Below are 25,133 nucleotides of genomic sequence, written 5' to 3'. Positions count from 1 at the left end.
TCATATTGTCAATAATAAATATCCAATTGAGTGGTATTAGCGATTATATCCGCCGTACCCAATCAGATTATTGACAATTCAAACGACGCCGGCGATGTAACGAAGAAAATCGGCTTTGGTGGCCGCAGGGGAAACGACATGTCCAAAGGGCTTCGCAAAGGGCTGACAAACTATGGCGACGCGGGATTTGCGCTATTTCTGCGTAAGGCGTTCATCAAGGCGATGGGCTATTCCGACGATGCGCTGGAGCGCCCGATCGTTGGAATCACCAACACCTACAGCGACTACAATCCGTGCCACGGTAACGTCCCTGCCATCATCGAGGCGGTGAAGCGCGGCGTGATGCTGGCCGGCGCGATGCCGATGGTATTTCCGACCATCTCGATCCACGAAAGTTTTGCGCACCCCACCTCGATGTTCCTGCGCAACCTGATGGCCATGGACACCGAGGAGATGATCCGCGCGCAGCCGATGGACGCCATCGTGGTCATCGGCGGCTGTGACAAGACGCTGCCGGCCCAGATCATGGCCGCGGCATCCGTCAATCTGCCAACGGTTGTGATCCCCGTCGGACCCATGGTCGTCGGTCATCACAAGGGTGAGGTGCTCGGCGCCTGTACGGATTGTCGCCGCCTCTGGAGCGCGCACCGCGCCGGCGAGATCGACCCCGAGGAAATCGAGATAGTCAACGAGCGCCTCGCGCCCTCCGTCGGCACCTGCATGGTGATGGGCACCGCCAGCACAATGGCCTGCGTCACGGAAGTGCTGGGCCTGTCGCTGCCGATGAGCGCGACCATCCCTGCCCCGCACGCCGAACGTTTCCGTCTCGCCGAAGCAAGCGGCAAGCGCGCCGCCGAAATGGCGGTAAGCGGCGGACCACGTCCCTCGGAATTGCTGACGCCTGCGGCTTTCCGTAACGCCACCGTTGTCATGCAGGCGATCGGCGGCTCTACCAACGGCATCATCCATCTCACCGCCATCGCCAACCGGACACCGCATGGCTACGACCTCGACATGCTCGACGAGATCGGCCGCATTGCGCCCGTGCTGATCGATCTGAAACCGTCAGGTGCGCACTACATGGAGCATTTCCATCACGCTGGCGGCGTGCCCAAGTTGCTTGCAGAACTTGGCGACCTTATCGATGGTAGTGCGCCCACCATCGCAGGCAAGACGCTGGGCGAGATTGCGGCCGAAGCTGAGATCGTCCCCGGTCAGGACGTCATCCGGCCGCGCAGCAATCCGATCAAGGCCGAAGGCTCCATGGCCGTGCTGTACGGCAACCTCGCGCCCGGCGGCGCGATCATCAAGCGCTCGGCTGCGACGCCCCGACTGCTGCAGCACACCGGCCGCGCCTTGGTGTTTACCTCTGTCGAGGACATGGCACTACGGATCGACGATCCCGATCTGGACGTAACGGCCGAAGACGTTCTGGTGCTACTGAACACCGGCCCCAAAGGCGCACCGGGCATGCCGGAAGCGGGCTATTTGCCGATCCCAAAAAAGCTCGGCCGACAAGGTGTGAAGGACATGGTGCGCATTTCAGATGCCCGCATGAGCGGCACTGCATTTGGCACCATCGTGCTGCATATTACGCCCGAATCCGCGGTGGGCGGTCCGCTCGGGCTAGTTCGCAACGGTGATCAGATCAAGCTTGACGTTGATGCGCGGTCCATCAGCCTTCTGGTCGATGAATCCGAACTCGACGGGCGCCGCGCAGCACAGTCAAAGGTTCATCCAAACCTGCCTGAACGTGGCTACGCTCGCCTGTTTCAGCAGACAGTGACCCAAGCCGACGAAGGCTGCGATTTCGACTTCATGATCGCGAAAAAGACGTAAGATTTTACCTCGCGATCACGCATCGCCTGCAATCCGCCTTTACAAACGGATACTATCAAAGATTGCGTTGGCCCACTCCCGTGAGCTCTGAGAATGTCCGCTCATCTTGAGAAGAATGACTTCAACCGTCCGTTCATAATGCGCCGTAAGCAAGCTATCCATCCCAGGCTCGTATCAATGTCCGCTTTGCGCCAGGACCGGACCTTGTCTGACCCAGGCCAGTCCACTGCTCAATGCCGAATTATCCTGAGTTCAAGCAAGCAGCATTTTCGTCGATACTGAAAGCCGGTTGGAAGCAACGTCTTATTCTGATGAAACAATGGACCAATTTGTGCCCATTGTAAGCCGGCCAAACAGGGCGCGAACCTTGTTGTCGAGCTCGCGGATCAATCAGCGACTTCTGCTTCCAAGACGTCCCCTTGCCTTCGGCCGCCGTCAGAGCGTCGAGTTGCTCGGTAACGACCAGGCGATAGGCCGTGATGTCGATGGAAGAGCTTCGAAAACGCGGCAGTGGTCTCATAGCCGACAGAGGTCGCAATCCGTGCAATCGCCTCGTCGCTTGCTTCGAGTAAAAACGCGGCCTCCGACATCCGGCGCGCGATCAGGTAACTGTACATGGACTGGCCGACGAGCTTGGTGAAGCGAGCTGAAAACGCCGAGCGACCTAGCCCAACCCGCTGCCCGAGGTCATCAAGAGTCCAGGGCCGATCCGGTCGTTCGTGGATCAACCGAAGTGCCGGTCCGATGTGCGGGTCCGCCATCGCGCCCAGCCACCCGCCTTCTCCGGGACCAAGCGACTTGATCCAGTTTCGCAGAACCTCGACGAAGAGCACTTCTGTTAGTCGTGACAACGCGACGCCCTGGCCGGGACGCTCACATGCCGACTCGCTCACCATGCGTCGCAGAATCGCCTCGAGCCACGCGCCATCCTCCGTGGGCTTCAGGAGAAGCACGGGCGGGAGTAAGTCCAGCACGCTGCCGCGTGAGGGCCGCGCCACGGTGAACTTGCCGCAGATCATCGTCGCATGCGGCTGCGCGTTGCCGCCGTGACGAACGACGCCACGATCCGCGGCCGATCGATCGAAGTCGAGAACCGAAAATGGCGTCGTTCGGCGATCCGAATAAATCACATGGGGCTCGCCCCGCGAGATGACAACACAGTCGCCCGCGTTCATGCGGAGTTCTGATCCCTGTTCGAGCGCGAGGGTCGCTGAGCCACGACTGATATAATGAAACATGGCGTACGGGCGTTGTGGCAACGCCAGATTCCAGGGATGGCCGAGCTCGAAGTGGAACAGCAAAGTCCCCCCGAGGCGCACGCGGTCGAGTACTTCGGCGAGGATGTCCATGGCGGCGATGCTAATCTCGCGGACGATCCGACGCAATACTTGGACGATTGGGCTCTACCGTCCGAAACATCTTCATATTAGGTCCTGCCGAAGCGCGCGGACGCATCGTGCAGTCATCCATCTGCCGAAGGGCAGATGGATGATCCGCGACTTTGCTGAATCGCCTGCCATCCCCGACCTCGCGTCGTTCGTCATCCAACAGGAGCCATTCATGCGAAATCTTCTGCTTTCAACCGCCGCCGTCCTCCTGGCCGGAGCGGCATTTGCCGCCTCCGCCCAGTCGGCCGAACTGCCCAAGGGGGCCGCTCACAACATCGTGCTCGTCCATGGCGCTTTCGTCGACCAGACGAGTTGGCAGCCTGTTGCCGACATCCTCACCAAGAAGGGCTACAACGTCACGCTCGTCGAAAATCCGCTCACCTCCCTTGCCGCTGACGTCGATGCCACCAAACAGGCCTTGGCGAAGCAGAACGGCAAGACCGTTCTCGTTGGCCATTCCTGGGGCGGCGTGGTCATCACGGAAGCCGGCAACGACCCCAAGATCTCGGCGCTCGTCTACATCTCCGCTTTCGCGCCTGACGTGGGACAATCTCTGGCGGACCTCGCCAAGAGCGGTCCCGCGACCGAAGGTGGTGCGGCGATTCATCCGGACGACAAGGGCAACCTCTACATCGATCCCAAGGTATTTCCGTCGGCCGTTGCGGCCGACCTTCCTCCGGAGATCGCCGCGCACCTGGCTAACTCGCAGCTTCCATTGAATCACGTTGCATTCGAGGCGCCCGTCGACATTGCAGCCTGGCGCGACAAGCCGACATTCTATGTCATCAGCACGAAGGACAAGGTGATCGCACCCGAGGCCCAGAAGTTTTTCGCCGGCAGGATGAAGGCTCAGACGACGGAAGTCGCCGGCAGCCATGCTTCGCTCGTTGTTCATGCGAAGGAAGTCGCGGCGGCGATTGAAAAGGCCGCGCTGGTGAAGTGACAAGACCGCTCCCGGCACACGCGTGCCGGGAGCGCTGCACTGGTCCCTCACTTGATTACTTCGTGCCCAGCATCCGGAGGATGACATGACTGCACTCGACATCACGAGCGAGGACGCCACGCTTGAAGCGGCACCCACCCGCTACATCGAAGGCCGCGGAATCCGCTTCGCCTATCGCCGCCTCGGCCCATCGACCGGAACGCCGCTGGTGCTTCTGCAGCATTTCTCGGGCAACATCGATGCGTGGGATCCCGCCGTCGTCAACGCTCTCGCCGCCGATCGCCCTGTGATCGCCTTCGACAACGCCGGGGTCGGTCGCTCGACCGGCCAAACGCCCGACAATGTCGCGGCGATGGCACGCGACGCGGTCGCCTTCATCAACGCGCTTGGCATCTCTGAAGTCGACCTGCTGGGCTTTTCTCTCGGCGGATGCGTCGCCCAGCAGATCGCTGCCGAGCACGGACGGCTCGTCCGCAAGCTCATCCTCGTCGGCACCGCGCCCAAAGGCGGAGAGGAACACCTGTTAGCGGTTCTCCAAGAGGCGTTTTCCCAAACCGATGCACCCGACCCCCGCCTGCCGCTGTTCTTCACGACGTCGCCCGCCAGCCAATCGTCCGGCCTGGCGTTCCTGAAGCGGACGCAGGTGCGTAAGGACGATAGGGACACCGATAACGGCAGCGCGGTCACCGATCCGCAGGCTAAGGCGCTGATCACTTGGTGCGCCACACCTGATCCCGAGCACGCCATTCTGCACGCTATCCGCCAGCCCACTCTTGTGGTCAGCGGTAGCCACGACACCATGCTTCCCGCGAACAATGCCTACGCAATGTTCAAGGAACTCAGCAACGCGCAGCTGGTCCTCTATCCCGATTCAGGCCACGGCGCCCTGTTTCAGCACCACGAGATCTTCGTCAGTCACGTCCGGACTTTCCTGAACGCGTAACCGGCAGCCGCATGATCCCCGGCGAGAGGTCGATGCGATCATACGCACTTTATCCATGAGAGTTATTTCGGAGGACAAAATGAGAATCGAGGTCGAACGTTTCAGCCTTACGAGCTCAAAGCCATTCGATGCTGTCGTGGCCGCGCTCAAGTCGGCTGTCGGCCAGCCCGACATAGTCGAATTTTTTAAGTCGTCGAGGGCGGCAAATTCCTTCCTGGAATTGGAGCGCATTGTGCATAGCGGGCTTGGCCGCACGGGTTTTATGCTTTTCGCTGAATTCGACTTAGGCGCGGTTCTGCGTCGCGAAACTGGTTCCAAGATGCCTAACAGCATACGGCTTTTGGTGGGCAATCCACTCATCATGAAAGAAATGGTCAAACACGTACCTGATGCTGGATCTTACGCGCCAGTGACGATCCTCATTGATGAACGTCCTGATGGCGTGCAACTCTCCTATGACAAAATGGAGAGCTATCTCCTGCCGTATGGCAGCACGGAAGCGCTCGCAGTCGCACGCAATCTCGATGCGAAAATCACGGCATTGCTGCGCGAATGTGCAAGCTAAAACTTCCCGATGACGTTTCGGCCTGTGGAAGTGATCGTCTCAAAGCGGCAATCGCGCAGCGCGAGAACGCAACTTGGTGACGCGAGCGAGACGAATAGCTATTAAACTTGGAAGAGAATTCCGAACATGTACAAGAAACTTCTTGCCGCCCTCACCGCGACGGCTTTTTCATTGGCTGTCACGGCTGCTCCCGCCGTCAGTGCTGAGCCGCTGGATGCCACGACCCTTAACACAATCAAATCGCAGTTCGGCAGACTCATGGAATTGGCGAACAAGCACGATTTCAAGGCTTTGCATGAGATGTTCTGGCAATCGCCCTCGACCTTGTTGGTGGCAAAGAGCGCGATCCCGTCCGAGGGAAACTGGGCCGGCTTTTGGGGCAACGAAGCTATTGATCAAAAGCTGCATGACATCGGTAGCTCCGGTCCGGTCGTGCTGGAGCCCGATTATTCGAAGCTCAAGATTGTCGGCCTAACGCGCGACGTAGCAGAGTCCTATGTGCCGATGAACATCACGGTCTCATATGCGGGACAGGATGGAACAGCCAGGCCATTTCTGATGATCATTAATTGGCTTCGCGTCGGGAAGGACTGGAAGGTCGCTTCTGAGATTATTCTGCCCGTACCGCCGGCACCCGCTGCGAGGGGCTAGTGCGCGCGGCACCTGCGCGACATCTCGTCGAAAAGCTCAGGTCGGCAACGACCCACTCTTCGGGCATCTGCGGTAAGCATTTTAGGTATCCAGTGCCCGCTTTGCGTCAGGAGTGGTCACAAGCAATCTACAAAGGGAACTGTCGACGCGTCGACACTTCCCCCGACACCTGCATCCAGAACGACGACTCGCGGCCACGATGTCGTGAGAATCGAGTTGTCAAATTCAGCCGAGATGGCTCACGAATTTTGTTCTCAAGTAAGCATTAAGTCCCTCAACACCTCCCTCGTGCCCGTAACCTGAATCTTTTACGCCGCCGAATGGCGTTTCCGGAAGAGCGATACCAAAGTGATTGATCGATACCATTCCGTGGTCGAGTCCGTCGGACACCTTGGTCGCAGTTTTCGCGTCCTTGGTGAAGGCATAGCTCGCAAGACCGAACGGCAGGCTATTGGCGCGTTCCAGCACTTCATCGGCATCCTTGAAGCGTAACATCACCGCGATCGGGCCAAATGGCTCCTCGTGCATAATTCGCGCATCGGCGGGGACATTCGTCAGTACAGTCGGCTCGAAGAAGTTGCCGGAATTGCCAACGCGCTTGCCGCCCGTTTCGACTTTAGCGCCCTTCTCCTGGGCATCGAGCAGAGTCGCTTCCATCGCATTGACTCGCCGCGGATTGGCGAGCGGTCCCATTTTGCTGTTAGGATCGAAACCGTCTCCGACCGTAGTACCGCGCGCAAGGTCCGTGAATTTGGCAACAAACTTGTCGTAGGACTTTTCCTGAACAAAGAAGCGCGTCGGCGAAACACAGACCTGGCCCGCGTTGCGATATTTCATGCCGGCCAGAAGCGTGGCAACGCCATCGGTCTCGGCATCGTCAAAAACCAGCACGGGCGCGTGGCCGCCAAGCTCCATGGTCGTGCGCTTCATATGCTGTCCGGCAAGCGAGGCCAGATGTTTGCCGACCGGGACAGACCCCGTGAACGATATCTTGCGGATCGCCGGCGAACTGATGAGATATTCCGAGATCACGGCCGGAACGCCGTAAACCAGATTGATCACGCCGGCGGACACGCCGGCCTCTTCGAAACATTTCACGAACTCGATCGGCGAACCCGGTGTTTCCTCGGGGCATTTGATGATGATCGAGCAACCGGCGGCAAGCGCACCGGAGATCTTCCGAGCAGCCTGCAGCACAGGAAAATTCCAGGGTGAGAAGCCCGCCACCGGACCGACCGGCTCCATCATCACCATGTTGCGGACGCCGTCGGCGCGCGCCGGAATGATGCGGCCATAGGCGCGGCGGCCTTCCTCGGCGAACCATTCGATGACGTCGGCCGAGCCCATGACTTCGAGCTTCGCCTCAGCCAGGAGCTTGCCTTGCTCAAAGGTGAGAATGGTGGCGATCTGCTCGACCCGCGCGCGCACCAGATCGGCCGCCTTGCGCAGGATCTTGCTGCGCTCGAAGGCGGAGACGCGTCGCCAGGTGTTGAAGCCGGATCGAGCAGCGGCGATCGCCTTGTCGAGATCGGCCTTTGACGCATGCCCGAGTTTGCCGATGGGCATATTCGTGGATGGATTAATCACGTCCTGGTAATCGCCCGAAGTCGGCTGGGCCCATGCACCGTTGATATAATGCGGGAGCGTATCGAGATATTGTGGCTGCATGGACTAAATCCTGTTCCAGATTTCGGTTTGTTGTGAATTGAGTTGCAAGTCTATTCAGGGGCCAACACACCGAGGTACTGGCGGACATCAGGCTGGCTCGTGAGGTCATCAAAATGAGCATAATTGGTGACGGCTCCACCACTGACGAACAGGAAACGCTCGCAGATCTCCTTGAGGATCGTCAGCTGAAACGTCGCCGTCGGGTGCAGGCAGATGAAAACGAGCCGCTTCTCACTGCGCAGCTTGCGGAAGAAATCCAGCATGAAGCCGATATAGCCATCCTGGGTATTGAACTGCGGTTCGTCGAACAGATGAACGAGCGGATAGGCGCTTGCAGCCTGCTCCATCGTGAAGGACGGCCTGGTCTTTCTGAACTGACGGACCTGATAGGACTGATGGTAATGAATCGCGAGACGATCGCGCTGAAGATAGCGAACGCTTTGCATGTCCTGACCGGCAACCATCACACGCCCTGCCGACGGCACGTTCGATCCCGCGATCATCTCGAATAGCGTGGTCTTGCCGGCGCCGTTTGGCCCCATGACGCCCACAATCTCGGGCTGCATGAAGGCGCGATCCACATGCAGTTGAAACGCGGGCTCCCGGTCAAGCAAGCCGCGGCGATAGATCTTGTTCACGCTCTCCAGCGCAAGTAGCGGCGTCTCGCTCATTACAGCCCTCCCAGAAGCTTGCGCTTGAGTCCGGGATCTGCAGTCAGTGCAGCCGCGTCCCCTGCCCAGGCAACATGTCCCTGCGAAAGCACAACAACCCGATCGGCGACGCCCAGCGCGACATCGGCATTCTGTTCGACCACGATACTGGCAATGCCGGCCTGCCTGAGGCGCCGGATGACAGCCATCACGTCGTCGACGATTTTCGGTGCAAGGCCCTGGCTCGGCTCGTCGAACAGCACGAGACCGGGTGAACCGAGCAACGCGCGGGCGATGGCCACCATCTGCATCTCGCCGCCGGACAAAGTCTCGGCCTCACGCGCCATCAGATATTTGAGCGGTGTGAAAATCTCGGTGACTTCTCCGAGAGACCATCCTCGAAAAGTCGTGCGCTTTTCGCCCAACGACAGATTTTTCGCCACGGTGAGTGTCGGACAGAGGCGACGGTCGTCCGGCACCCAGCCGATGCCCGCACATGCGATATGATGCGTCGCGCTGGCCGCGATCGATTTTCCCTGAAAACGGATGTCGCCCCGGCGCGCGCGCGTGAGACCTAGGATGGAGCGAAGCACCGTGGTTTTGCCCGCTCCGTTGGCGCCGAGCAGGGCAAGCACCTCGCCTGCGCGCACGGACAACGAGACCGAAAACAGCGCCTGCGTCTCGCCATAGAAAGAATCGATACTGGATACATCGAGCATCAGTTGAGCCGCCCCAGGTTGGAAGCCTCGACCCAGGGATTCGTCTTGAGCGCGGCCGGCGCGCCGCGCGCGATCACCTGCCCCCAATGAATGACGGATATCTCATCGGCCAGCGAGAACAGGAATTCCATATCATGTTCGATGATGACGATGGTCAGATCGCCTTTGAGCTGAAGGATAAGATCGGCAAGTCGGGCGCGCCCGTCGCTACCCAGACCCGCGGTCGGTTCATCGAGAAAAAGCAGCTTAGGACGACAGGCCAGCGCGACGCCGATTTCGAGCGCGCGGCGTGCGCCATAAGAGAGCGACTTGGCTTCATCGTCGGCGCGTCCTGCGAGACCCACCTTTTCGAGAATGCCGTGAGCTTCGTCGACCAGCGCGGTGTCGGCATATGCCTGAGCAATCATGTCATGTCCGCGCCGGCGCGTAGCCGGAAGCGCAATGGCTATGTTCTCGAACACCGTGAACTCGTCGAACAGGTTCATCAGCTGGAACGACCTTGCGATGCCGAGCCGTGCGATATCCTGGGGACTTTTCCCGGTGATGTCGTCTCCCTGCCACAATACCTGCCCGCGATTGGGCTTGTAGCGGCCGGTCAGCACGTTGAAACAGGTCGTCTTGCCGGCGCCGTTCGGCCCCATGATGCCGGACAACTGGCCGGCTTCAAATGCAAGCGAGACGCTCTCGAGCACGACGCGATCGCCGAATCGCAGATGCAGATCTTTGGCTTCAAACAGTGGCATGGCTCACCTCGCCTGCGATTGCGGTGCGGCGGCAGGGCGCGGAACGATCTTGTCTCGTCCGTTCATGACGCCGGCAAATATGCCGGCGATCCCCTCCGGCTTGAAAAGCACGAGGACAACAAACGACAGGCCGAACCACAGCATCCACCCTGTGGTGAATGATCCGATGACGTCGCGTGCAAGAAAGAAGGCCACGGCACCGATGACGGGCCCCCAGAACGAGACAAGTCCGCCGCCCACCAGTGTCATCATGACGACATAGCCGGAATAGTGCAGGCTCATCACGTCCGGGAAGGCGGAAGTCTGTGCCATCGCGAATAATCCGCCCGCGAGTCCGGATAAGGTCGTGGATACAACCAGGACTGCCGCCTTGTAGCGCCAGACGTCGTAGCCGACGAAACGAGCACGTGTTTCGTTCTGCTTTATGGCCTTAACCACCCGCCCAAAGGGGGAATGCACGAGCCGCCACAGCAGGAACGAGACGACAGCGAAGACCGCGAGCACGAAGTAATACAGCGCTATGTTGCTGCCGAGGTTGAACGTGGTGATGCCAAGCGAGGCGGGTAGCCTCTCAATCTTGAGCAAGCCATCTTCGCCCCCAGTTATGCGGTGCGCCTTGATCGCGATGAACCAGAAGATTTGCCCGAAAGCGATGGTCATCAACGCGTAATAGATGCCTCGCCTGTGCGAGATGAAGAGCGCCACAAAAGCGCCCGCTATTGCGGCTGCACCTGCCGCAACCGCAAGACAGACCCACAGGTTCGGCACGATGTTCGATTGCGCCAGACCGAATGCGTAGGCACCAATCCCGAAAAATGCGCCATGCCCGAACGACGGCAATCCCGCATGACCCAGGACCAGATTGTAGGCCAGAGCATAAAGCGCAAAGATCAGGATCTCGACCCCGAGATACTGATAGAGACCGACTCGCTCGATCCAGAACGGAACGGTTGCGAACAGGATCCACGTAACGAGCATCGCGGGCGTGAAGCTGGGAACCGTACGGGCTGCCGCCATATCAAGCCTCCAACACACTTTTCTTGCCGAACAGGCCTCGTGCGCGGAACGTCACGACGACAATTAACAACAGATACATGGACAGCATCGACCATTCGGAGGCATAGGCACCGGACAGCCCGACCACCATGCCGACCAGGAGCCCGCCCAACGCAGCCCCCCAGAAGCTTCCGACGCCACCGAGCACGATAATGAGGAATGCCGGCACAACGGCATCGACTCCCATATGCGGCCGGATTCCCCAAAGCGGCGCCATGATCACACCGGCGAAAGCCGCGAGCATCGTGCCAAGGACGAACACCCAAACCCGCAGCCGCGTCAGATCGATGCCGAGTGCCTGGACGATTTCGCTGTCATGGGCGCCAGCCTTGACCATCGCACCGAAGCGCGTGCGTTCGACGATGAACCAGACGGCTCCCATGGCCATGATCGCCATGCCGGCCGCCCAGAAGCGATAGGTCGACCAGATCAGATCGAGCATGATGAAGCCGCCGGACATGTCACGCGGTACCGGCATCATGTAGTCGCGCGTGCCCCACACCACGCGGATTAACTCTTCCAGCACCATAGCAACACCGAAGGTGAGCAGAAGCCCATAGAGCGGATCGCGCCCATAGGTGCGGCGCATCAGTCGCTCAAGCACAAGACCAAAGGGCGCAACCAGGATCGGAGCCACCACAACTGCTGCGGCAAACCGCAAGCCAAGCGGCACGCCCGCCCACGCGGTCAGGACATCCTGCGGCAACGGTAGCTTCGCCCGGCAAATGGCGTAGGCGAAGTACGCCCCGAGAGCGAATAACGAGCCATGAGCAAGGTTGATCTGCTCCATCAATCCAAGGATCAGCATGAAGCCAAGTGCAATCAGGGAAAATAGCAAGCCGAGCGCTATACCGTTCAGCAAATGCGGAAGGAGATTGAGAAGCGACATAAGCGTTCATCTATTCCAATGAGCGAGCACGAGCGCCCGGAACGTGCTCCGGGCGCTCACGCCTGGGCCTTATGTGTCGAAGACCGGAACGTCGGCGAGCGCCTTCATCTTGCATTTTTCCAGCGAGGCATCGTCCACCGCCGTTTCGGGCCTGGTCCAGCTGATGACCTCATACAGATCCGTCTTGTCGGCGGGTTTTGCATTGCGGCGGGCAAGATAGATCGTCTGCTGCACTTGATGCGTCGCAGGATCGATATACGCATCGAAATGCTGCATGCGGTCGGCAGCGAGCATCTTGTGCCCTTCCAACTGCTTGATCACAGCGTGATTGCTGGTCGTACCGGCGCGCTCGATGGCGCGCAGCAATTCGCGTGTCGCGATGTAGCCGTTGTAGGAGACATTCCCGGGCACCGGAATCGGCGACTGCGGATAGGTCGCTTGCCAGCGTTTGACGAATTCGGCAACGCCGGGGAGCGGCAAAAGATGATACCAGTTGGTACCGAAGACGCCGAACAGCGTATCTTCCGCGCCCCAGATATCGGGCCAGTCCTGCTGATTGTTCACCCAGGCCGTTTTCTCTTCCAGCTTCAGTGCACTGATCTGCTGACGTAGCGCCTTCATGTCGTCGCCGCCGACGGCCATCGCGACCACATCAGGCTTGGCCTGCTGCACCTTGAGGAGATAGGAGGTGAAGTCGCGGGTGTTCTGCGGGATCAGCAGATTATCGATGATCTGTCCACCGGACTTCTCGACCTCGGCTTTGGTCGCGGCCGATGTCGTATGCCCCCACACATAATCGTTGGTCAGCAATAGCCACTTCTTGCCGATCTTCTGAACCGCGTTCTGGACAGCGGCCTTGGAAAAATTGGTTCCGTTCCCATCCCAGACAAATTTGATGCGCGAGCAGTTCTCGCCTGCTTCGCTTGGCGCCGACGAGTTGGTGTTGAAATAGATGGTGCCGTATTTATTCGCGACTTGCGTGATGGCATTGGCGACGCCCGAATGCACGGCGCCGATCAGGAAGCCACACTGCTCCTGCGTAATGAAACGCTCCGCGATGCGCGTCCCTGTCGCCGCGTTGGTTTCGGTGTCGGCCGTCGTCCATTCGATCTTGCGACCGAGAACGCCGCCTTTCGCGTTGAACTCATCAATGGCGAGGCGGATGCCGCGCATATCGTCCTGCCCGCTATTGCCATATTGGCCGCTGGCATCGCAGGTGAGCCCCAACTTGATTGGCTTCTTTTCTCCCTGCGCCAGAACACGTGTGTGCTGCCATGGACCGAAAAATGTCGCTGTGGCAGACAGCAAGCCGCCCTTCACGAGGGCACGCCGGGACAGCCCGGACGTATCGCTACGTCGCTTCATTGTTTCCTCCTGGAACTCGGCGGCTCTTTTATTGTCCGCGCATCGTATGGCCTTAGAATAAACATTCCACGAACCATGTAAAGTGGAATATACAAGTCAGAGAAACCGATGACCGCAAATACGAGCCAACCGCATGTCCACTAAAGCCAAAGCCGCCCAGCACGGCACTTATGAAAACCTCCGTCACGAGATCGCGCGCCAACATCCGGATTTTTCAGATCGTCTCCGGGTGATCGCTGAGTTTGCACTCGAACATCCCACCGAGATGGCGCTCGGGACCGTGGCGGAAGTTTCACAGCGTGCGAAGGTGCAGCCGTCCGCCATTGTGAGATTTGCGCGCGCACTGGGCTATGGCGGCTTCACGGAATTGCAACAGGTGTTCCGTTCAAGGCTCGTCGCCAGCGTGCCACCGAGCTACAAGGAGCGCATCACCGGGCTGCGACGCGATGGCCGCTTTCAGGGTGCGAACAATCCACAGGCGGTTCTGACCCGCTTCGCGTCAGAAGGCATGGTCTCGTTAGAAAGCCTGCAGGACCGCGTCAGGCAGGCAGATCTTGCGCGCGCGATCGAACTGCTCGGCGCCGCAGAGACGATCTATGTCCTGGGCCTCGGCGGCTCTTTCCCGGTCGCAGCGCATCTGACCTATGTTCTGCGCAAACTTGGGCGCCGCGTCGTTATCCTCGACGGACTTGGCAGCGCGCTTGGCGACCAGGCCGCCTCGGCGACCCCTGCCGATGCGCTCGTTGCCATCAGCTTCAGGGTCTACAATCCCGACACAGCGCGACTGTTTCCGGAACTCGTAGCCCGCCGCTTGCCTGTTATCTCGATCACGGACAGCTTGCTCAGCCCGATTGTCGAGGGCGCCAGCGTCGTCTTCGAAATTCCGGACATGCCGGAAGCCGCACTCCGCACGATGGTTGCTCCCATGTGTCTCGCCCAGACACTGGCCGTCGGTCTCACGCTTACACTCGACTGAAGACAACTCTCATTAACTGACAGGATGAAGCCATGTCCGCTCGTATGCTGGAAGGCCAGGTCGCACTCGTCACGGGTGCAGGTCGCGGGCTTGGCCGCGCCTTTGCCGAACGTCTCGCAGCCCTCGGTTGCCATATCGCGATTCACGGCATGCGCGAGCACGGTCCTTCCGAATTTGGTGGCACCGAGACGCTTACGGATGTCGCTCGATCGATAGCGGACAAACATGACGTCCGCACTTTCAAGGTGCTCGGCGATCTTACTATATCGGAGGACATCGAGCGGGTCATTCAAGTCACCGAGACCAGTCTCGGCCCCATCGATATCCTCGTACACAATGCCGGCGGCGACATCGCGGCTGCAGGCGGAAAGCCAAACCCGAACGATGTCGTGAGTATCAAGGCAGAGGATGTGCGGGCCGTCATCGACCGTAATCTTCTAAGCACAATCTTCGTCTGCCAGCAGGTGGCGCGGGGCATGATGAACCGGCGCCGGGGACGCATTATCAACATCGGCTCAGTCGCGGCATTCAAAGGGCGCACGAATTCATCGATCTACGCAACGGCAAAAGCCGGCGCGATGCATTTTACGCGGTGTCTCGCCGACCAGATGCGGACCTGTGATGTCACCGTCAACACGATCGCCCCCGGCGACACACGCACGGAACGGTTTATGGCAACACGCACCGTCGATCCGGCGCGGCTGATTCAGGAAGGGTCGCTCGACCGGATTGCCACCATAGACGAGGTTGCGCGCGTCATTGAGTTATTTGCCGGACCTATGGGAGCGTTCGTATCGGGGCAGGTCCTTCGCGTCGACGGCGGCAGCCAGCTCTGGCCGGCATGAGCCTCAAACTCCCAATTCAGTGACCATTTGGAATGCAGGAACCGAATCCTCTTCGTTGTTATTTGCAAGCCGCTGCGCAATCTCGCCATGAAACCTGCGGCTCCTTTTTCACCAGAGTCCGCTTAGCGCCAGAAGCCGACATTCAGAGATTCTGCCTACTCTCCGCCAAGCCCCAGCCGGTTTGGCATGCGCTTCTCAATGTTGAACTTGAGCAGGGCCGCGGAGCGGAAAATGCCGTGGGCGAATTTGCCGTAAGGCAGCGTCAGGAACAGCGCCATTACGGTGCCGAGATGGATCGCGAGCCACAGCGCCATGAAGCGGGTATCGCGCAGCAGCAGCAGCGCGAAGCCGGTGGCGCTGACTAGCAGCAGCAGCATGATGAAGCCGCGGTCCATGGCGTTCTGTTTGACGTCGGCGCGCAGCGCATCGCGCTTCAGGTTCAGCCACAGCAGGCCGGCCGGCCCGACGATCAGGCCGGTGCCGCCGAGTGAGCCGAGAATCACCGGCGCGCTGGTGAAGGCATAGGGTGCGTGCAGATTCCACAGATAGTGATAGAGCGTCGCCACGCAGGTCGCCGCGAAGCACAGCAGGAAGCCATAGAGCGTGAAATGGTGGAAGCGCCGCCGCCACGGCGTGAAGGCATCATCGTCCTCGTTGCAGCCCTCGCCATGGCCGCCGCCGAGATACTTCAGCCGCGCGACGTCGTGGACGGCTTCGGCCACCGCAGGAACGCGCGCCTGCGCGGCCGCCTTGATGTCGGCGGGATTGCCGTCCTTCGTCGGCGAGACCTCGCGCCAGAATTTGACCACGCCGATGGCGAGCGCCAGCATTGCGAACAGGAACACAGTGCCGAACAACAGCGCCAGGAAGTTGTGTGGGAAGATCGCATAGAACTGGCCCGCCAGCGGCTCATGGATAAGCCGGCCGTTCATCGCAACAGCAAGGATCATGAACAGCGCCAGACCACCCGACAGCGCGAACGCCACCGTCAGCCCGGCGCGCTCGTAGAGCCGGCCGAACGCGCGCGGCCACGCATAGTCCTGATAGGTGCGCACCCGCACCTTCGCCATCGCCTGCGGAACATTGACTGCAAACTCATGCGGCGGCGCATATTGGCACGCATAAAGGCACGAGCCGCAGTTGTGACAGAGATTCGCAAGGTAATGCGTATCGGCCGCGTTGAATTCGAGCCGACGCGTCATCGCCGGGAAGACGGCGCAGAATCCTTCGCAATAACGGCATGCGTTGCAGATCTGCATGACGCGGGCGATCTCCGCCTCGCCCACAGTCATCGCATCGGCAAAGTTCACGCCGCCTTCGCAGGCGCCGCCGGCGACGGGCGCTTCCAACTCAGTGACCGGCGGCATAGCGAAGCTCCTCTTGGAATGTCGGGTGGCGATGCCCGGTCGCAGCCGCCGCATTGACACCGGCGATGCGGCCGAACGCGGTGCCGATGCTCATGCCGACACCGGCGGTATAGCCCTTGCCGAGCACATTGCCGGCCACCATCTCGCCGGCGGCAAACAGGTTGCTGCTCGCAACGCCGTTGAAGCGGCAGGCCGCCGTCGCATCGGTCTTCATGCCGAGATAAGTGAAAGTGATGCCGGGTTTGAGCGGATAGGCGTAGAACGGCGGCGTGTCGATCACCCGCGCCCAGTGGGTCTTTGCGGGCGTGAGCCCGTCGGTACGGCAATCATCCAATGCGGTGTGATCGAACGTGCCGGGACGGCAGGCCGCATTATAGGCTGACAGCGTCTCGACGAAGATCGCGGGATCGACGCCGATCTTCGTGGCAAGTTCGTCCAGCGTATTGGCCTTGGTGCCATCGAACACCGGCGGCATGAAGCGACCGACCGCCTTCTGGTCGATGATCGACCACGCGGTCTGGCCCGGCTGTTGCGCGACAAGACGGCCCCAGATCGCATAGCGCTTCGGCCAGAAATCCTCGCCCTCGTCATAGAAGCGCTTGGCTTCGCGATTGACGACGACACCGAGCGAGACGCAATCGATGCGCGTGCAGATGCCGCCGTCATAGAGCGGCGCGCGCGCGTCGATGGCGACGCAATGCGCCTGGGTCGGATCTCCGATGCTGTCGGCACCGGCATCGATCATGAACTTGAGCAACACACCCTGATTGAAGCGAGTGCCGCGGATCAAGAAGTTCTCCGCGGTCCATTCGCCGCGCTCATTCTGGCCCCAGGCTTCACGCTGCCATTCCAGATTGGACTCGAAGCCGCCGCAGCCGAGCACACAGCTTTTTGCAGTGATGCGCTCGCCGGACTCGGTAATGGCAGCTATAAACTGGCCATCCTTCAGCTCGAGACTCTTCACAGGCGTGTCGTAACGGATTGCGACCCCGAGGGCCTCGGCTGATCGGTAATAGGCATTCACCAGCGCCTTGCCGCCGCCCATGAAGAACGCATTGGTACGCGCCACATGCAGCGCACCGGATAAAGGTGGCTGGAAATGCACGCCGTGCTTGCGCATCCATGGCCGGCAGCGCGACGAATGGCGGATCACCATCCGCGCCAGTGGCTCGTCAGTCAGGCCGCCTGTGACCTTCAAGAGATCCTGCCAATACTCTTCCTCGGGATAGGCCTCGACCAGCACGTCCTGCGGATCGTCATGCATGCAGCGCAGGTTGCGCACATGCATCGAATTGCCGCCGCGCCACGCCTGTGGCGCGGATTCCAGCATCAGCACCGATGCGCCTGCCTCGCGCGCCATTAGCGCCGAGCACAAAGCTGCATTGCCGCCACCGATGACGAGCACGTCCGATGGGGATGAAGATGTTGCCATGGATCAGGCCATTCCTGCGCAGCTTCGCGCCCCGTGTAAAATTGTCAGCGTCGATAGGCCGGCCATTCGCCACCCAGATTCATTGTGAGCTTTTTGGCAATGGGGCCCAGTACGCGTTTCATCTCGGCGATCTCTGCTGCGCCGAAGCGCTCGCGCGGCCCCGACAGCGAGATCACGCCGACGAGCATGCCGCGCGGGCCGAACACAGGTGCAGCCACCGCCGCGCAGCTCGGATCGCGTTCGCCGAGCGAGACATCAAAACCAGTGGCGCGAATGGCGTCATAGCGTTTTCCGGTGCTGCCGGCGTAAGCGAGAATGATGTGTCCGGCCGCGCCGCGCAGTAGTGCATAGCTGTGACCGGCCTCGACGCGGTCGAGCGTCGCGTGACGCGAATTCACCCGAAACAGGCAGACGCGGTTGTCGGCATCCTGCCGCACATGGAACGAGGCGCTCTCGGTGCCGCGATCGACCAGCTCCTGCAACGCCGGCACCACATGATGGCCGAGCGCATTCTTGCGGGTGAAAGCGACGCCAAGGCGAAATGCGGTCGGCCCGAGGTCGTAGCTACCATCCGGCAGCCGCGTGACATAACCGGTCGGGATCAGCGAGCTCAAAAGGCGCAGGATGGTGCTCTTGTAGAAGCCGGTACGAACAGCGAGTTCGGCCAGCATCATCGGTTGGTCAGCGGTTTCGAGCGCCGCCACAATGGACAAAGCCCGCTCGACGGCTGCGACGCCCTCGCCGGCTTCTCGCACCGGGACGTCCGTCGTTGCAGGTTTGGTCGCAGGCTTCTTCATGGGAGCTTCCGATCAGGCCGTACGCGACGCCTTGATGACGCGCGCCAAAACCGGCCAGTAGAGGTCGCCATCACCGGCGTCAATCGCCTCGCCCAGGATCTTGTCGGCAAGTTCCGCGCCTTGCAGCTTGATGTTCACCGACTTGGCAAGATCGAGCGCGTAGGAGATGTCCTTGCGAGCATATTCAGTCGAGAAGGCCCGCTCCGGGAAGGTGTCGGGCAGCATCGCCTTCATGCCGTGATTGCGCAGCGCAAAGCTGTCAGCCGAGCCCTTGGCGAGCGTCTCGAACACCAGCTTGGGATCGAGCCCGGCCCGTTTGGCCGTTTCCAGCGCCTCGCCGAGCGCGACGACGGTTTCCATCAGCACCATATTGTTGAGGATCTTGACCACCTGGCCGGCGCCGATATCGCCGCAATGGGTGATGTCGGTGGCGAAAGTGGCGATCAGGGGCTGCAGCTTGGCGAAGATCGCCGCGCTGGCGCCGACCATGACGCTCAGCGTGCCCTCTTCCGCGGCCTGTCGCGTCCGCGCGATCGGCGCATCGGCATAGGCCGCGCCCCTGGCGGCGAAGCGCTCGGCGAGTTCGCGGCTGGCTTCGACCGGCGAGGTGCCGAGATCGACGACGGTGTGGCGCGCACCGGCACGCGCGAGCAGCCCGTCATCGCCCTCGCACACGGCCTGCACATGCTTGCCGCTGGGCAGCGCCATGAAGATGACGTCGCACTGCTTGGCGAGTTCGGCCAGCGAGTTTGCGCGCTTGACGCCTGCTTCCGCGAGACGCTGCAGCGGCGCATCGGCGCGGTCGAAGCCGAAAACCGGCACGCCCGACTTGCGGGCCAGATTGCGGCACATCGGCTCGCCCATCACGCCAAGACCGATAAAACCAATGGCAGTCACCATGCCGGACTCCTTCGTCTTCATTCCAAGAGAGATCGAGAAGCGGGCGCAGCCAGGGCTGCACCCGCGATGTCGTGGTTCGCCTAGCCCTTGACCAGCGGGCAGTTGCCTTCGCTCATCGGCCGGAACGCCTGTTCGCCGGGTGACGTCGTGATGACCTTGTAGTAATCGAACTTGTACTTCGATTCTTCCGGCTTCTTCACCTGCACCAGATACATGTTGTGCAACACGCGGCCATCGGGACGCACAGTGACGTTCTTGTTGTACATGTCGTTGACCTTCATCTCGTGCATCATCTTGGCGACCACGGCCGGGTCCTTGGTGCCCGCGGCCTTCACGGCGGCGAGATAGTGATGCACGCCGCTATACACACCGGCCTGCACCATGCTGGGGACCCTGTTGTTGGTCATCGCGAAATAGCGCTTTGTCCAGGCGCGGGTCTCGTCATTGAGGTCCCAGTAGAACGAGGTCGTGACCTGAAGGCCCTGCGTCGCCTTGAGACCGAGCGCATTGACGTCGGTGATGAACACGAGGAGACCAGCAAGCTGCTGGCCGCTCTCGACGATGCCGAACTCGCCGGCCTGCTTGATCGCGGTCTGCACGTCGGCCCCCGAGGTGGCGAGACCGACGACCTTGGCCTTGGAGCCCTGCGCTTGCAGCAGGAACGAGGCCATGTCGGTGGTCCCCAGCGGATGTGCGGAGGAACCGATCACCTTGCCGCCGGCGCCCTCGATGAACTTCGTCGCATCACGCTGCAAGGCATGGCCGAAAGCATAGTCGGCCGAGATGAAGTACCAGGTGTTGCCACCGGCCTTGGTGATGGCCTCAGAGGTCAGCTTCGACAGCGCATAGGTGTCGTAGTTGAAATGGAAGCTCACCGGCGAGCAGGCCTTGCCGGTGAAGTCCGACGATCCCGGGCCGCTGATGGTGAAGATCTTGCCCTTCTGCTTTGCCACTTCGAGGATGGCGAAGCCGGCCGACGATGCGGCACCGTCGGCGATCATGTCGACGTTTTCGGTATCGAACCAGCGGCGCGCGGTGGCCGCAGCGACGTCCGGCTTGTTCTGGTGATCGGCGGTGACCACCTCGATCTTCTGCCCGAGAATCTCGCCGCCGAAATCCTCGGCCGCGAGCTTGGCAGCCGCCACCGAGCCGACGCCGCCATTGTCGGCGAACACGCCTGACTGGTCGTTCAGCACGCCGATCTTGATGGTCTCGGCAGCGCTGGCGACCTGCGCCGACAGCAAGAGTGCGGCGGATAGATAAAGACTTTTCGTGAATGCCCTGGTTGTCATGTGATGCCCTCTCCTCAGATTTTCTGTTATTGTTGGATTTTCTCAAGCACCGGCGCGATGTAACGCCGGAATTGCGCGGGATTCTCGCTCATCGGGAAATGGCCCAGCTGCTCCATTACGGTGACTTCCGCGCCCGCGATGCCGGAGGCCGTTCGCACGGTGTCTTCGGGCATGCAGGAGAAGTCGTACTCGCCGGTGAGCAGATAGAGCGGACAGATCTTGGTATCGATCGCCTTGGTGCGACCGCGCAGGTCGCCGTCGACGCGATAGAAATACAGATCGCCCTTGAACACGCCGGGGCCGCCCTGCTTGTAGGCCCACAGGGTCTCCATCCGCGCCTCCGCAGGAGACTGCGGCGCAACGAGACCGGATACCAGCGCGGCACAGACTTCGCCGCCATGGATATCCGGCCGATTAAGCCAGGTGGTGTCGTACCACGGCGCCTGGAAGTCCGCGGCTTCGAGGCCGATCAGGGCGCGGAATTCGCTGGCGTGATCGATGGCGAGATTGAGCACGATCCGGCCGCCGATCGAACAGCCCATCACGACGGGCTTGTCGAGATCGAGCGCCGCACTGAATGCGCGGATCGTCTGCGTATAGCGCGCGGTGGTGAGCTGATATTCGCTGCCGTCCCAATTCGCTGGCGGATTCGACTTGCCATGCCAGGGCATGTCGAAGGCAATGATGCGGAAGTGTTTGGTGAACTGTTCATCCGCAAGGAGATAGCGCCATTGCCGGTTGTCCGAGCCGGCGGTGTGCAGGCAGACCAGCGGAATGCCTTGGCCGGCTTCCTCGAAATAGATCCGGTGCGTGGTGCCGTCGATATCGACATGCACGTAACGCCCGATCATGGGTTCGATATATCCGGTCATGATGCAGCTCCCGACTTGCGCGGCAGTGCCAGCAGATCCTTGAAATACTGCAAATTGGTCATGAAGGGCTTGATGTCACCTTCGAGCTTGGCTTCGCCGCGCTTGGTCAGCGACAGAAGATCGTGCCACCCCGCCTTCGGCATCGGCTGCCAGAATGCGGTCCAGGCGTCAGGCGTCGCGCGATAGCCGAAAGTCCACGACCGCATCAGCACCGGCGCCGACACCATGTCGATGATGCGGCCGGCGCGAATGGCTACGTGGAACGCCTGCGTGGTCGAACCGAGCAGACAATCGACGTCGAGGAAGCGCCCGCGCTGGATCAGCGCAGCGTCGCGTTCGAGCAACGCCGGAATTTGCGAGAATGCCTCGCTGACCGGATCAGATCTTTTCAAGACCGGACTCCTTGATGATGCGGCCCCACAGTTCCGTCTGCTTGCTAACGTGGTCGGCAAGACCTTCCGGCGTGCTGGTATCCGGCTCGAGACCGATATCGGCGAAGAATTTTTTCGCCTCGTCGGTCGCCATGACCTGCAGGAAAGCCTTGTTGAGCTTCTGCACGATGTCGGCCGGCACATTCTTCGGCGCGAACAATCCGCTCCAGGCAGCGAAGTCGTAGCCGGGCAGACCGACCGTGGCCATCGGTGCCACCTCCGGTAGCGACGCGACCTTCTGCGGTGTCGTCACGCCGAGCGCGCGGAGGCTGCCATTGTTGATGAACTCACGCGTCACGGCCACGTCGGTAATGATGAATTCGATGCGGCCTCCGAGCAGATCGGTGATCGCCTGCGGCGTGCCGGGATAGGAGATGCGTACCGCGTCGATGCTCGCCATGGATCTCACGAGCTGCGCCGCCGCCATACTGCCGGTATTGCCGCTGCCATAGCTCAGCTTGCCTGGATTGGCCTTGGCGTAAGCGATGAATTCCTTGAGGTCCTTCGCCGGAAAATCCTTGGCAACCACCATCACCAGTGGATTGCGCGTCAACCGCGCGATTGGCGTGAAGTCGGCGACGGGATCGAATGGCATCTTGTTGTAGAGATGCACATTGGCCGAATGGGTCGAATTGGTCGCGAGATACAGCGTATAGCCGTCGCCCGGCGCGCGCGCGACTTCGGCCGCGCCGATATTGGCATTGGCGCCCGGCTTGTTGTCGACGAGGATCTTCTGGCCCAGCACTGCGCCGACTTTTTCGGCGAGGAAGCGCGCTTCCACGTCGGTGGCGCTCCCGGCCGGGAACGGCACCAGCAACCGGATCATCTTGCTCGGATAGGCGTCCTGCGCCTGCGCCGGTGTGAACACCGCTGTCGTCACCGCCAGCATGCCTGCCATCGCGACGCGCCGCGTGAGCGACCACGCCGCAGCCCACTGCTCTCTCATGTTTCAACTCCCAATCGATATTCTTGATGATTTTGTTGTTCAGCGCGCCCGACGCATGATCACCGACACGCAAGTGGCGCGCGCCGCGGCATCTGCCGCTGCGTTCACCGCCATCTCGTGGCATCCAATCGTACGCATCTTCGATCTCATCCAATTGCAGCACGTTCTGTCTGACAGAACAGTTGTTCTATTATATCAACATATGATTGGATGCCGCGCAAGTGAGGCGGAGTCAACCGCTTCCGACGACCAAGAAAGTGGACTTCGACATGGCCTATCCCAACATCGAGCTTTACGTGGACGGACAGTGGCGCCGGGCTCCCGGCGCACCGATCATCAATCCCGCCGATGAGAGCGTGCTCGGCACCGTGCCGCACGCGACCAGAGCCGATCTCGATGACGCACTGGATGCGGCGGTGCGCGGCTTCAATGTCTGGCGCAAGACGGCACCGAACGGGCGCGCGCAAATCATTCTGAAGGCTGCGGCGTTAATCCGCTCGCGCGTCGACGAGATGGCGACGGCGATGGTGCTCGAACAAGGCAAGCCGCTCGATCAGGCGAAGCTCGAAATCCTGCGCGGCTGCGAGATCATCGAATGGGATGCAACCGAAGGCATGCGCATGTATGGCCGCGTGATCCCGGCCGGTCCCGGTCTGCAACACACCGTGTATCGCCAGCCGATCGGCCCCGTTGCAGCATTCTCGCCGTGGAATTTCCCAATGAGCTCACCGGCGCGCAAGGTTGCCGGCGCGCTGGCGTCCGGCTGCTCGATCATCCTGAAAGCATCGGAAGAAACCCCGGCCGGCGCGGTGCAGCTGGTGCGCGCGTTCCATGATGCAGGCCTGCCCGCGGGCGTGCTCAATCTGGTGTTCGGCGATCCCGCCGAAATCTCCGGCTATCTGGTGCCGCATCAGGCGATCCGGCTTATCACCTTCACCGGCTCGGTGCCAGTCGGCAAACATCTGGCCGCCATGGCCGGTCAGCACATGAAGCCGGCGATCATGGAGCTCGGCGGCCACGGCCCGGTCATCATCTGCGACGACGCCGATCCGGTGACTACCGCAGCAGCATCGGTCGTCACCAAGTCGCGCAATGCGGGCCAGGTCTGCGTCGCGCCGACGCGCTTCTTCGTGCACGAGAAGAACTACGAGATCTTCGCAAAGAGTCTTGCCGAAGGCGCTGCCAAGCTGAAGATCGGCAACGGCATGGATCCGTCGACCCAACTCGGTCCGCTGGCGAATGGCCGTCGTATCGAGGCGATGGAGCGGCTGGTGTCGGATGCGACGGCGCGCGGAGCCCGCGTACTCGCCGGCGGCCAGCGCGTCGGCAATCGCGGCTATTACTTCCCGCTGACCGTGCTGGCGGACGTGCCGGACGATGCATTGGCGATGAACGAGGAGCCGTTCGGTCCGCTCGCTCTCGTCAATCCGGTGCGCGATCTCGACGAAGGCATCGCCAAGGCCAATGCATTGCCGTTCGGCCTTGCCGCCTATGCCTTCACGAAGTCAGCCGACAACGTGCAGCGGATCTCCAACGACGTGGAAACCGGTAACCTCACCATCAACCACTTCGTCGCATCCACAGCGGAGACGCCGTTCGGCGGCGTCAAGGACTCAGGCTATGGCCGCGAAGGCGGTACCGAGGGCCTCGCCTGCTACACGGTGACGAAGAACGTGTCGCATAAATTTGCGTGAGACATTCGTGGAGGCTGGGAAGCACTCTGGTTCTTCAAACGACTTTTGAAGAACCAGAGTCGCACGGGTGCAATCTACCGACACGATCTGCTCTCGTGCGATTGGTTTAAGCGACGGTACCGCTCCCAAAAATACATCGTCCGCGAAGTGGATCAGTGGCGA

At 60.8% G+C, this 25,133-nt stretch carries 24 protein-coding genes; 8 read left to right on the top strand and 16 right to left on the bottom strand.

Translation table 11 applies throughout. The features are described 5' to 3' along the window. Positions 1–138: 138 nt before the first annotated feature. Complete coding sequence (locus tag AB7813_RS28710) at positions 139–1,839, top strand: IlvD/Edd family dehydratase (protein ID WP_439082826.1); 1,701 nt, start codon at positions 139–141, stop codon at positions 1,837–1,839. Positions 1,840–2,225: 386 nt separating this feature from the next. On the opposite strand, the gene AB7813_RS28705 is transcribed toward AB7813_RS28710, so the two are convergent. Next, on the bottom strand, positions 2,226–3,188 hold the full coding sequence (locus tag AB7813_RS28705; protein ID WP_439063219.1) for a cupin domain-containing protein: 963 nt from the start codon (positions 3,186–3,188) through the stop codon (positions 2,226–2,228). 211 nt (positions 3,189–3,399) lie between these two features. Between AB7813_RS28705 and AB7813_RS28700 the strand changes: the two genes are divergently transcribed. The 4 genes from AB7813_RS28700 (at position 3,400) to AB7813_RS28685 (ending at position 6,329) form a co-directional block, all read left to right on the top strand. Next, positions 3,400–4,170, top strand: coding sequence for an alpha/beta hydrolase (locus tag AB7813_RS28700; RefSeq protein WP_439063218.1), 771 nt, complete (start codon positions 3,400–3,402; stop codon positions 4,168–4,170). Positions 4,171–4,255: 85 nt separating this feature from the next. Further along, the gene (locus tag AB7813_RS28695) at positions 4,256–5,113 is read left to right on the top strand and encodes an alpha/beta fold hydrolase (RefSeq protein ID WP_439063217.1); all 858 of its coding nucleotides are present in this window, start codon (positions 4,256–4,258) and stop codon (positions 5,111–5,113) included. A 79-nt stretch (positions 5,114–5,192) separates the two neighbouring features. Beyond that, positions 5,193–5,678 carry a DUF302 domain-containing protein gene (locus AB7813_RS28690; RefSeq protein WP_439082828.1) on the top strand — a complete coding sequence of 162 codons (486 nt, stop codon included), beginning with the start codon at positions 5,193–5,195 and terminating at the stop codon, positions 5,676–5,678. A gap of 126 nt (positions 5,679–5,804) precedes the next feature. Continuing rightward, positions 5,805–6,329, top strand: a complete 525-nt coding sequence (locus AB7813_RS28685) for a hypothetical protein (protein WP_439063215.1) — start codon at positions 5,805–5,807, stop codon at positions 6,327–6,329. Positions 6,330–6,554: 225 nt separating this feature from the next. On the opposite strand, the gene AB7813_RS28680 is transcribed toward AB7813_RS28685, so the two are convergent. The 7 genes from AB7813_RS28680 to AB7813_RS28650 form a co-directional block, all read right to left on the bottom strand. After that, positions 6,555–7,997: an NAD-dependent succinate-semialdehyde dehydrogenase gene (locus tag AB7813_RS28680; protein ID WP_439082829.1), complete on the bottom strand. Its 1,443-nt coding sequence runs from the start codon at positions 7,995–7,997 to the stop codon at positions 6,555–6,557. Positions 7,998–8,047: 50 nt separating this feature from the next. Beyond that, on the bottom strand, positions 8,048–8,668 hold the full coding sequence (locus AB7813_RS28675; RefSeq protein ID WP_439063213.1) for an ATP-binding cassette domain-containing protein: 621 nt from the start codon (positions 8,666–8,668) through the stop codon (positions 8,048–8,050). Beyond that, on the bottom strand, positions 8,668–9,366 hold the full coding sequence (locus AB7813_RS28670) for an ABC transporter ATP-binding protein (RefSeq protein ID WP_439063212.1): 699 nt from the start codon (positions 9,364–9,366) through the stop codon (positions 8,668–8,670). The genes AB7813_RS28675 and AB7813_RS28670 overlap by 1 nt, the downstream gene beginning before the upstream one ends. Continuing rightward, positions 9,366–10,109 (bottom strand): ABC transporter ATP-binding protein, encoded by a 744-nt coding sequence (locus AB7813_RS28665; RefSeq protein ID WP_439063211.1) that lies wholly within the window; start codon positions 10,107–10,109, stop codon positions 9,366–9,368. The genes AB7813_RS28670 and AB7813_RS28665 overlap by 1 nt, the downstream gene beginning before the upstream one ends. Before the next feature lie 3 nt (positions 10,110–10,112). After that, complete coding sequence (locus tag AB7813_RS28660) at positions 10,113–11,126, bottom strand: branched-chain amino acid ABC transporter permease (RefSeq protein WP_439063210.1); 1,014 nt, start codon at positions 11,124–11,126, stop codon at positions 10,113–10,115. 1 nt (position 11,127) lies between these two features. Continuing rightward, positions 11,128–12,054 carry a branched-chain amino acid ABC transporter permease gene (locus AB7813_RS28655; protein ID WP_439063209.1) on the bottom strand — a complete coding sequence of 309 codons (927 nt, stop codon included), beginning with the start codon at positions 12,052–12,054 and terminating at the stop codon, positions 11,128–11,130. A gap of 69 nt (positions 12,055–12,123) precedes the next feature. Then, positions 12,124–13,419 carry an ABC transporter substrate-binding protein gene (locus AB7813_RS28650; RefSeq protein ID WP_439063208.1) on the bottom strand — a complete coding sequence of 432 codons (1,296 nt, stop codon included), beginning with the start codon at positions 13,417–13,419 and terminating at the stop codon, positions 12,124–12,126. 133 nt (positions 13,420–13,552) lie between these two features. Between AB7813_RS28650 and AB7813_RS28645 the strand changes: the two genes are divergently transcribed. Both AB7813_RS28645 and AB7813_RS28640 read left to right on the top strand, forming a co-directional pair. After that, positions 13,553–14,395, top strand: a complete 843-nt coding sequence (locus tag AB7813_RS28645) for a MurR/RpiR family transcriptional regulator (RefSeq protein WP_439063207.1) — start codon at positions 13,553–13,555, stop codon at positions 14,393–14,395. A gap of 44 nt (positions 14,396–14,439) precedes the next feature. After that, positions 14,440–15,240 (top strand): SDR family NAD(P)-dependent oxidoreductase, encoded by an 801-nt coding sequence (locus AB7813_RS28640; protein WP_439063206.1) that lies wholly within the window; start codon positions 14,440–14,442, stop codon positions 15,238–15,240. Between the two features lie 155 nt (positions 15,241–15,395). On the opposite strand, the gene tcuB is transcribed toward AB7813_RS28640, so the two are convergent. The 8 genes from tcuB to AB7813_RS28600 all read right to left on the bottom strand — a co-directional run bounded on the left by tcuB (position 15,396) and on the right by AB7813_RS28600 (position 23,277). Continuing rightward, positions 15,396–16,607, bottom strand: a complete 1,212-nt coding sequence (tcuB, locus tag AB7813_RS28635; protein ID WP_439063205.1) for a tricarballylate utilization 4Fe-4S protein TcuB — start codon at positions 16,605–16,607, stop codon at positions 15,396–15,398. Beyond that, on the bottom strand, positions 16,591–18,039 hold the full coding sequence (gene tcuA / locus AB7813_RS28630; RefSeq protein WP_439063204.1) for an FAD-dependent tricarballylate dehydrogenase TcuA: 1,449 nt from the start codon (positions 18,037–18,039) through the stop codon (positions 16,591–16,593). Before tcuA ends, tcuB begins: the two co-directional genes overlap by 17 nt. Before the next feature lie 44 nt (positions 18,040–18,083). After that, positions 18,084–18,836, bottom strand: a complete 753-nt coding sequence (locus tag AB7813_RS28625) for an IclR family transcriptional regulator (RefSeq protein WP_439063203.1) — start codon at positions 18,834–18,836, stop codon at positions 18,084–18,086. Positions 18,837–18,848: 12 nt separating this feature from the next. Further along, positions 18,849–19,736: an NAD(P)-dependent oxidoreductase gene (locus AB7813_RS28620; RefSeq protein WP_439082830.1), complete on the bottom strand. Its 888-nt coding sequence runs from the start codon at positions 19,734–19,736 to the stop codon at positions 18,849–18,851. Positions 19,737–19,816: 80 nt separating this feature from the next. Then, positions 19,817–21,028: an ABC transporter substrate-binding protein gene (locus AB7813_RS28615; protein ID WP_439082831.1), complete on the bottom strand. Its 1,212-nt coding sequence runs from the start codon at positions 21,026–21,028 to the stop codon at positions 19,817–19,819. A 26-nt stretch (positions 21,029–21,054) separates the two neighbouring features. After that, positions 21,055–21,900, bottom strand: a complete 846-nt coding sequence (locus tag AB7813_RS28610) for an alpha/beta fold hydrolase (RefSeq protein WP_439082832.1) — start codon at positions 21,898–21,900, stop codon at positions 21,055–21,057. Beyond that, a complete protein-coding gene (locus AB7813_RS28605) occupies positions 21,897–22,292 on the bottom strand; it encodes a hypothetical protein (RefSeq protein WP_439063199.1) in 396 nt (131 codons plus the stop codon). The genes AB7813_RS28610 and AB7813_RS28605 overlap by 4 nt, the downstream gene beginning before the upstream one ends. Beyond that, positions 22,279–23,277, bottom strand: a complete 999-nt coding sequence (locus AB7813_RS28600) for a Bug family tripartite tricarboxylate transporter substrate binding protein (RefSeq protein WP_439063198.1) — start codon at positions 23,275–23,277, stop codon at positions 22,279–22,281. The genes AB7813_RS28605 and AB7813_RS28600 overlap by 14 nt, the downstream gene beginning before the upstream one ends. Before the next feature lie 269 nt (positions 23,278–23,546). Here AB7813_RS28600 and AB7813_RS28595 point away from each other — a divergent pair, with 269 nt between their 5' ends. Further along, positions 23,547–24,971: an NAD-dependent succinate-semialdehyde dehydrogenase gene (locus AB7813_RS28595; RefSeq protein WP_439063197.1), complete on the top strand. Its 1,425-nt coding sequence runs from the start codon at positions 23,547–23,549 to the stop codon at positions 24,969–24,971. Positions 24,972–25,133 lie beyond the last annotated feature (162 nt).

This window comes from Tardiphaga sp. 20_F10_N6_6, from assembly GCF_052076045.1.
In the GTDB taxonomy this organism is placed as follows: domain Bacteria; phylum Pseudomonadota; class Alphaproteobacteria; order Rhizobiales; family Xanthobacteraceae; genus Tardiphaga; species Tardiphaga robiniae.
This window is presented reverse-complemented; position numbering and strand designations above follow the sequence as displayed.

Excerpts from the sequence above, each read along its gene's own strand:
- AB7813_RS28650 (WP_439063208.1), bottom strand. The coding sequence starts at position 13,419 with ATGAAGCGACGTAGCGATACGTCCGGGCTGTCCCGGCGTGCCCTCGTG.
- tcuB (WP_439063205.1), bottom strand. The coding sequence starts at position 16,607 with ATGCCGCCGGTCACTGAGTTGGAAGCGCCCGTCGCCGGCGGCGCCTGC.
- AB7813_RS28655 (WP_439063209.1), bottom strand. The coding sequence starts at position 12,054 with ATGTCGCTTCTCAATCTCCTTCCGCATTTGCTGAACGGTATAGCGCTC.
- AB7813_RS28670 (WP_439063212.1), bottom strand. The coding sequence starts at position 9,366 with ATGCTCGATGTATCCAGTATCGATTCTTTCTATGGCGAGACGCAGGCG.
- AB7813_RS28700 (WP_439063218.1), top strand. The coding sequence starts at position 3,400 with ATGCGAAATCTTCTGCTTTCAACCGCCGCCGTCCTCCTGGCCGGAGCG.
- AB7813_RS28610 (WP_439082832.1), bottom strand. The coding sequence starts at position 21,900 with ATGACCGGATATATCGAACCCATGATCGGGCGTTACGTGCATGTCGAT.
- AB7813_RS28615 (WP_439082831.1), bottom strand. The coding sequence starts at position 21,028 with ATGACAACCAGGGCATTCACGAAAAGTCTTTATCTATCCGCCGCACTC.
- AB7813_RS28665 (WP_439063211.1), bottom strand. The coding sequence starts at position 10,109 with ATGCCACTGTTTGAAGCCAAAGATCTGCATCTGCGATTCGGCGATCGC.
- AB7813_RS28645 (WP_439063207.1), top strand. The coding sequence starts at position 13,553 with ATGTCCACTAAAGCCAAAGCCGCCCAGCACGGCACTTATGAAAACCTC.
- AB7813_RS28710 (WP_439082826.1), top strand. The coding sequence starts at position 139 with ATGTCCAAAGGGCTTCGCAAAGGGCTGACAAACTATGGCGACGCGGGA.
- AB7813_RS28685 (WP_439063215.1), top strand. The coding sequence starts at position 5,805 with ATGTACAAGAAACTTCTTGCCGCCCTCACCGCGACGGCTTTTTCATTG.
- tcuA (WP_439063204.1), bottom strand. The coding sequence starts at position 18,039 with ATGGCAACATCTTCATCCCCATCGGACGTGCTCGTCATCGGTGGCGGC.
- AB7813_RS28675 (WP_439063213.1), bottom strand. The coding sequence starts at position 8,668 with ATGAGCGAGACGCCGCTACTTGCGCTGGAGAGCGTGAACAAGATCTAT.
- AB7813_RS28705 (WP_439063219.1), bottom strand. The coding sequence starts at position 3,188 with ATGGACATCCTCGCCGAAGTACTCGACCGCGTGCGCCTCGGGGGGACT.
- AB7813_RS28620 (WP_439082830.1), bottom strand. The coding sequence starts at position 19,736 with ATGGTGACTGCCATTGGTTTTATCGGTCTTGGCGTGATGGGCGAGCCG.
- AB7813_RS28595 (WP_439063197.1), top strand. The coding sequence starts at position 23,547 with ATGGCCTATCCCAACATCGAGCTTTACGTGGACGGACAGTGGCGCCGG.
- AB7813_RS28625 (WP_439063203.1), bottom strand. The coding sequence starts at position 18,836 with ATGAAGAAGCCTGCGACCAAACCTGCAACGACGGACGTCCCGGTGCGA.
- AB7813_RS28640 (WP_439063206.1), top strand. The coding sequence starts at position 14,440 with ATGCTGGAAGGCCAGGTCGCACTCGTCACGGGTGCAGGTCGCGGGCTT.
- AB7813_RS28690 (WP_439082828.1), top strand. The coding sequence starts at position 5,193 with ATGAGAATCGAGGTCGAACGTTTCAGCCTTACGAGCTCAAAGCCATTC.
- AB7813_RS28600 (WP_439063198.1), bottom strand. The coding sequence starts at position 23,277 with ATGAGAGAGCAGTGGGCTGCGGCGTGGTCGCTCACGCGGCGCGTCGCG.
- AB7813_RS28660 (WP_439063210.1), bottom strand. The coding sequence starts at position 11,126 with ATGGCGGCAGCCCGTACGGTTCCCAGCTTCACGCCCGCGATGCTCGTT.
- AB7813_RS28680 (WP_439082829.1), bottom strand. The coding sequence starts at position 7,997 with ATGCAGCCACAATATCTCGATACGCTCCCGCATTATATCAACGGTGCA.
- AB7813_RS28695 (WP_439063217.1), top strand. The coding sequence starts at position 4,256 with ATGACTGCACTCGACATCACGAGCGAGGACGCCACGCTTGAAGCGGCA.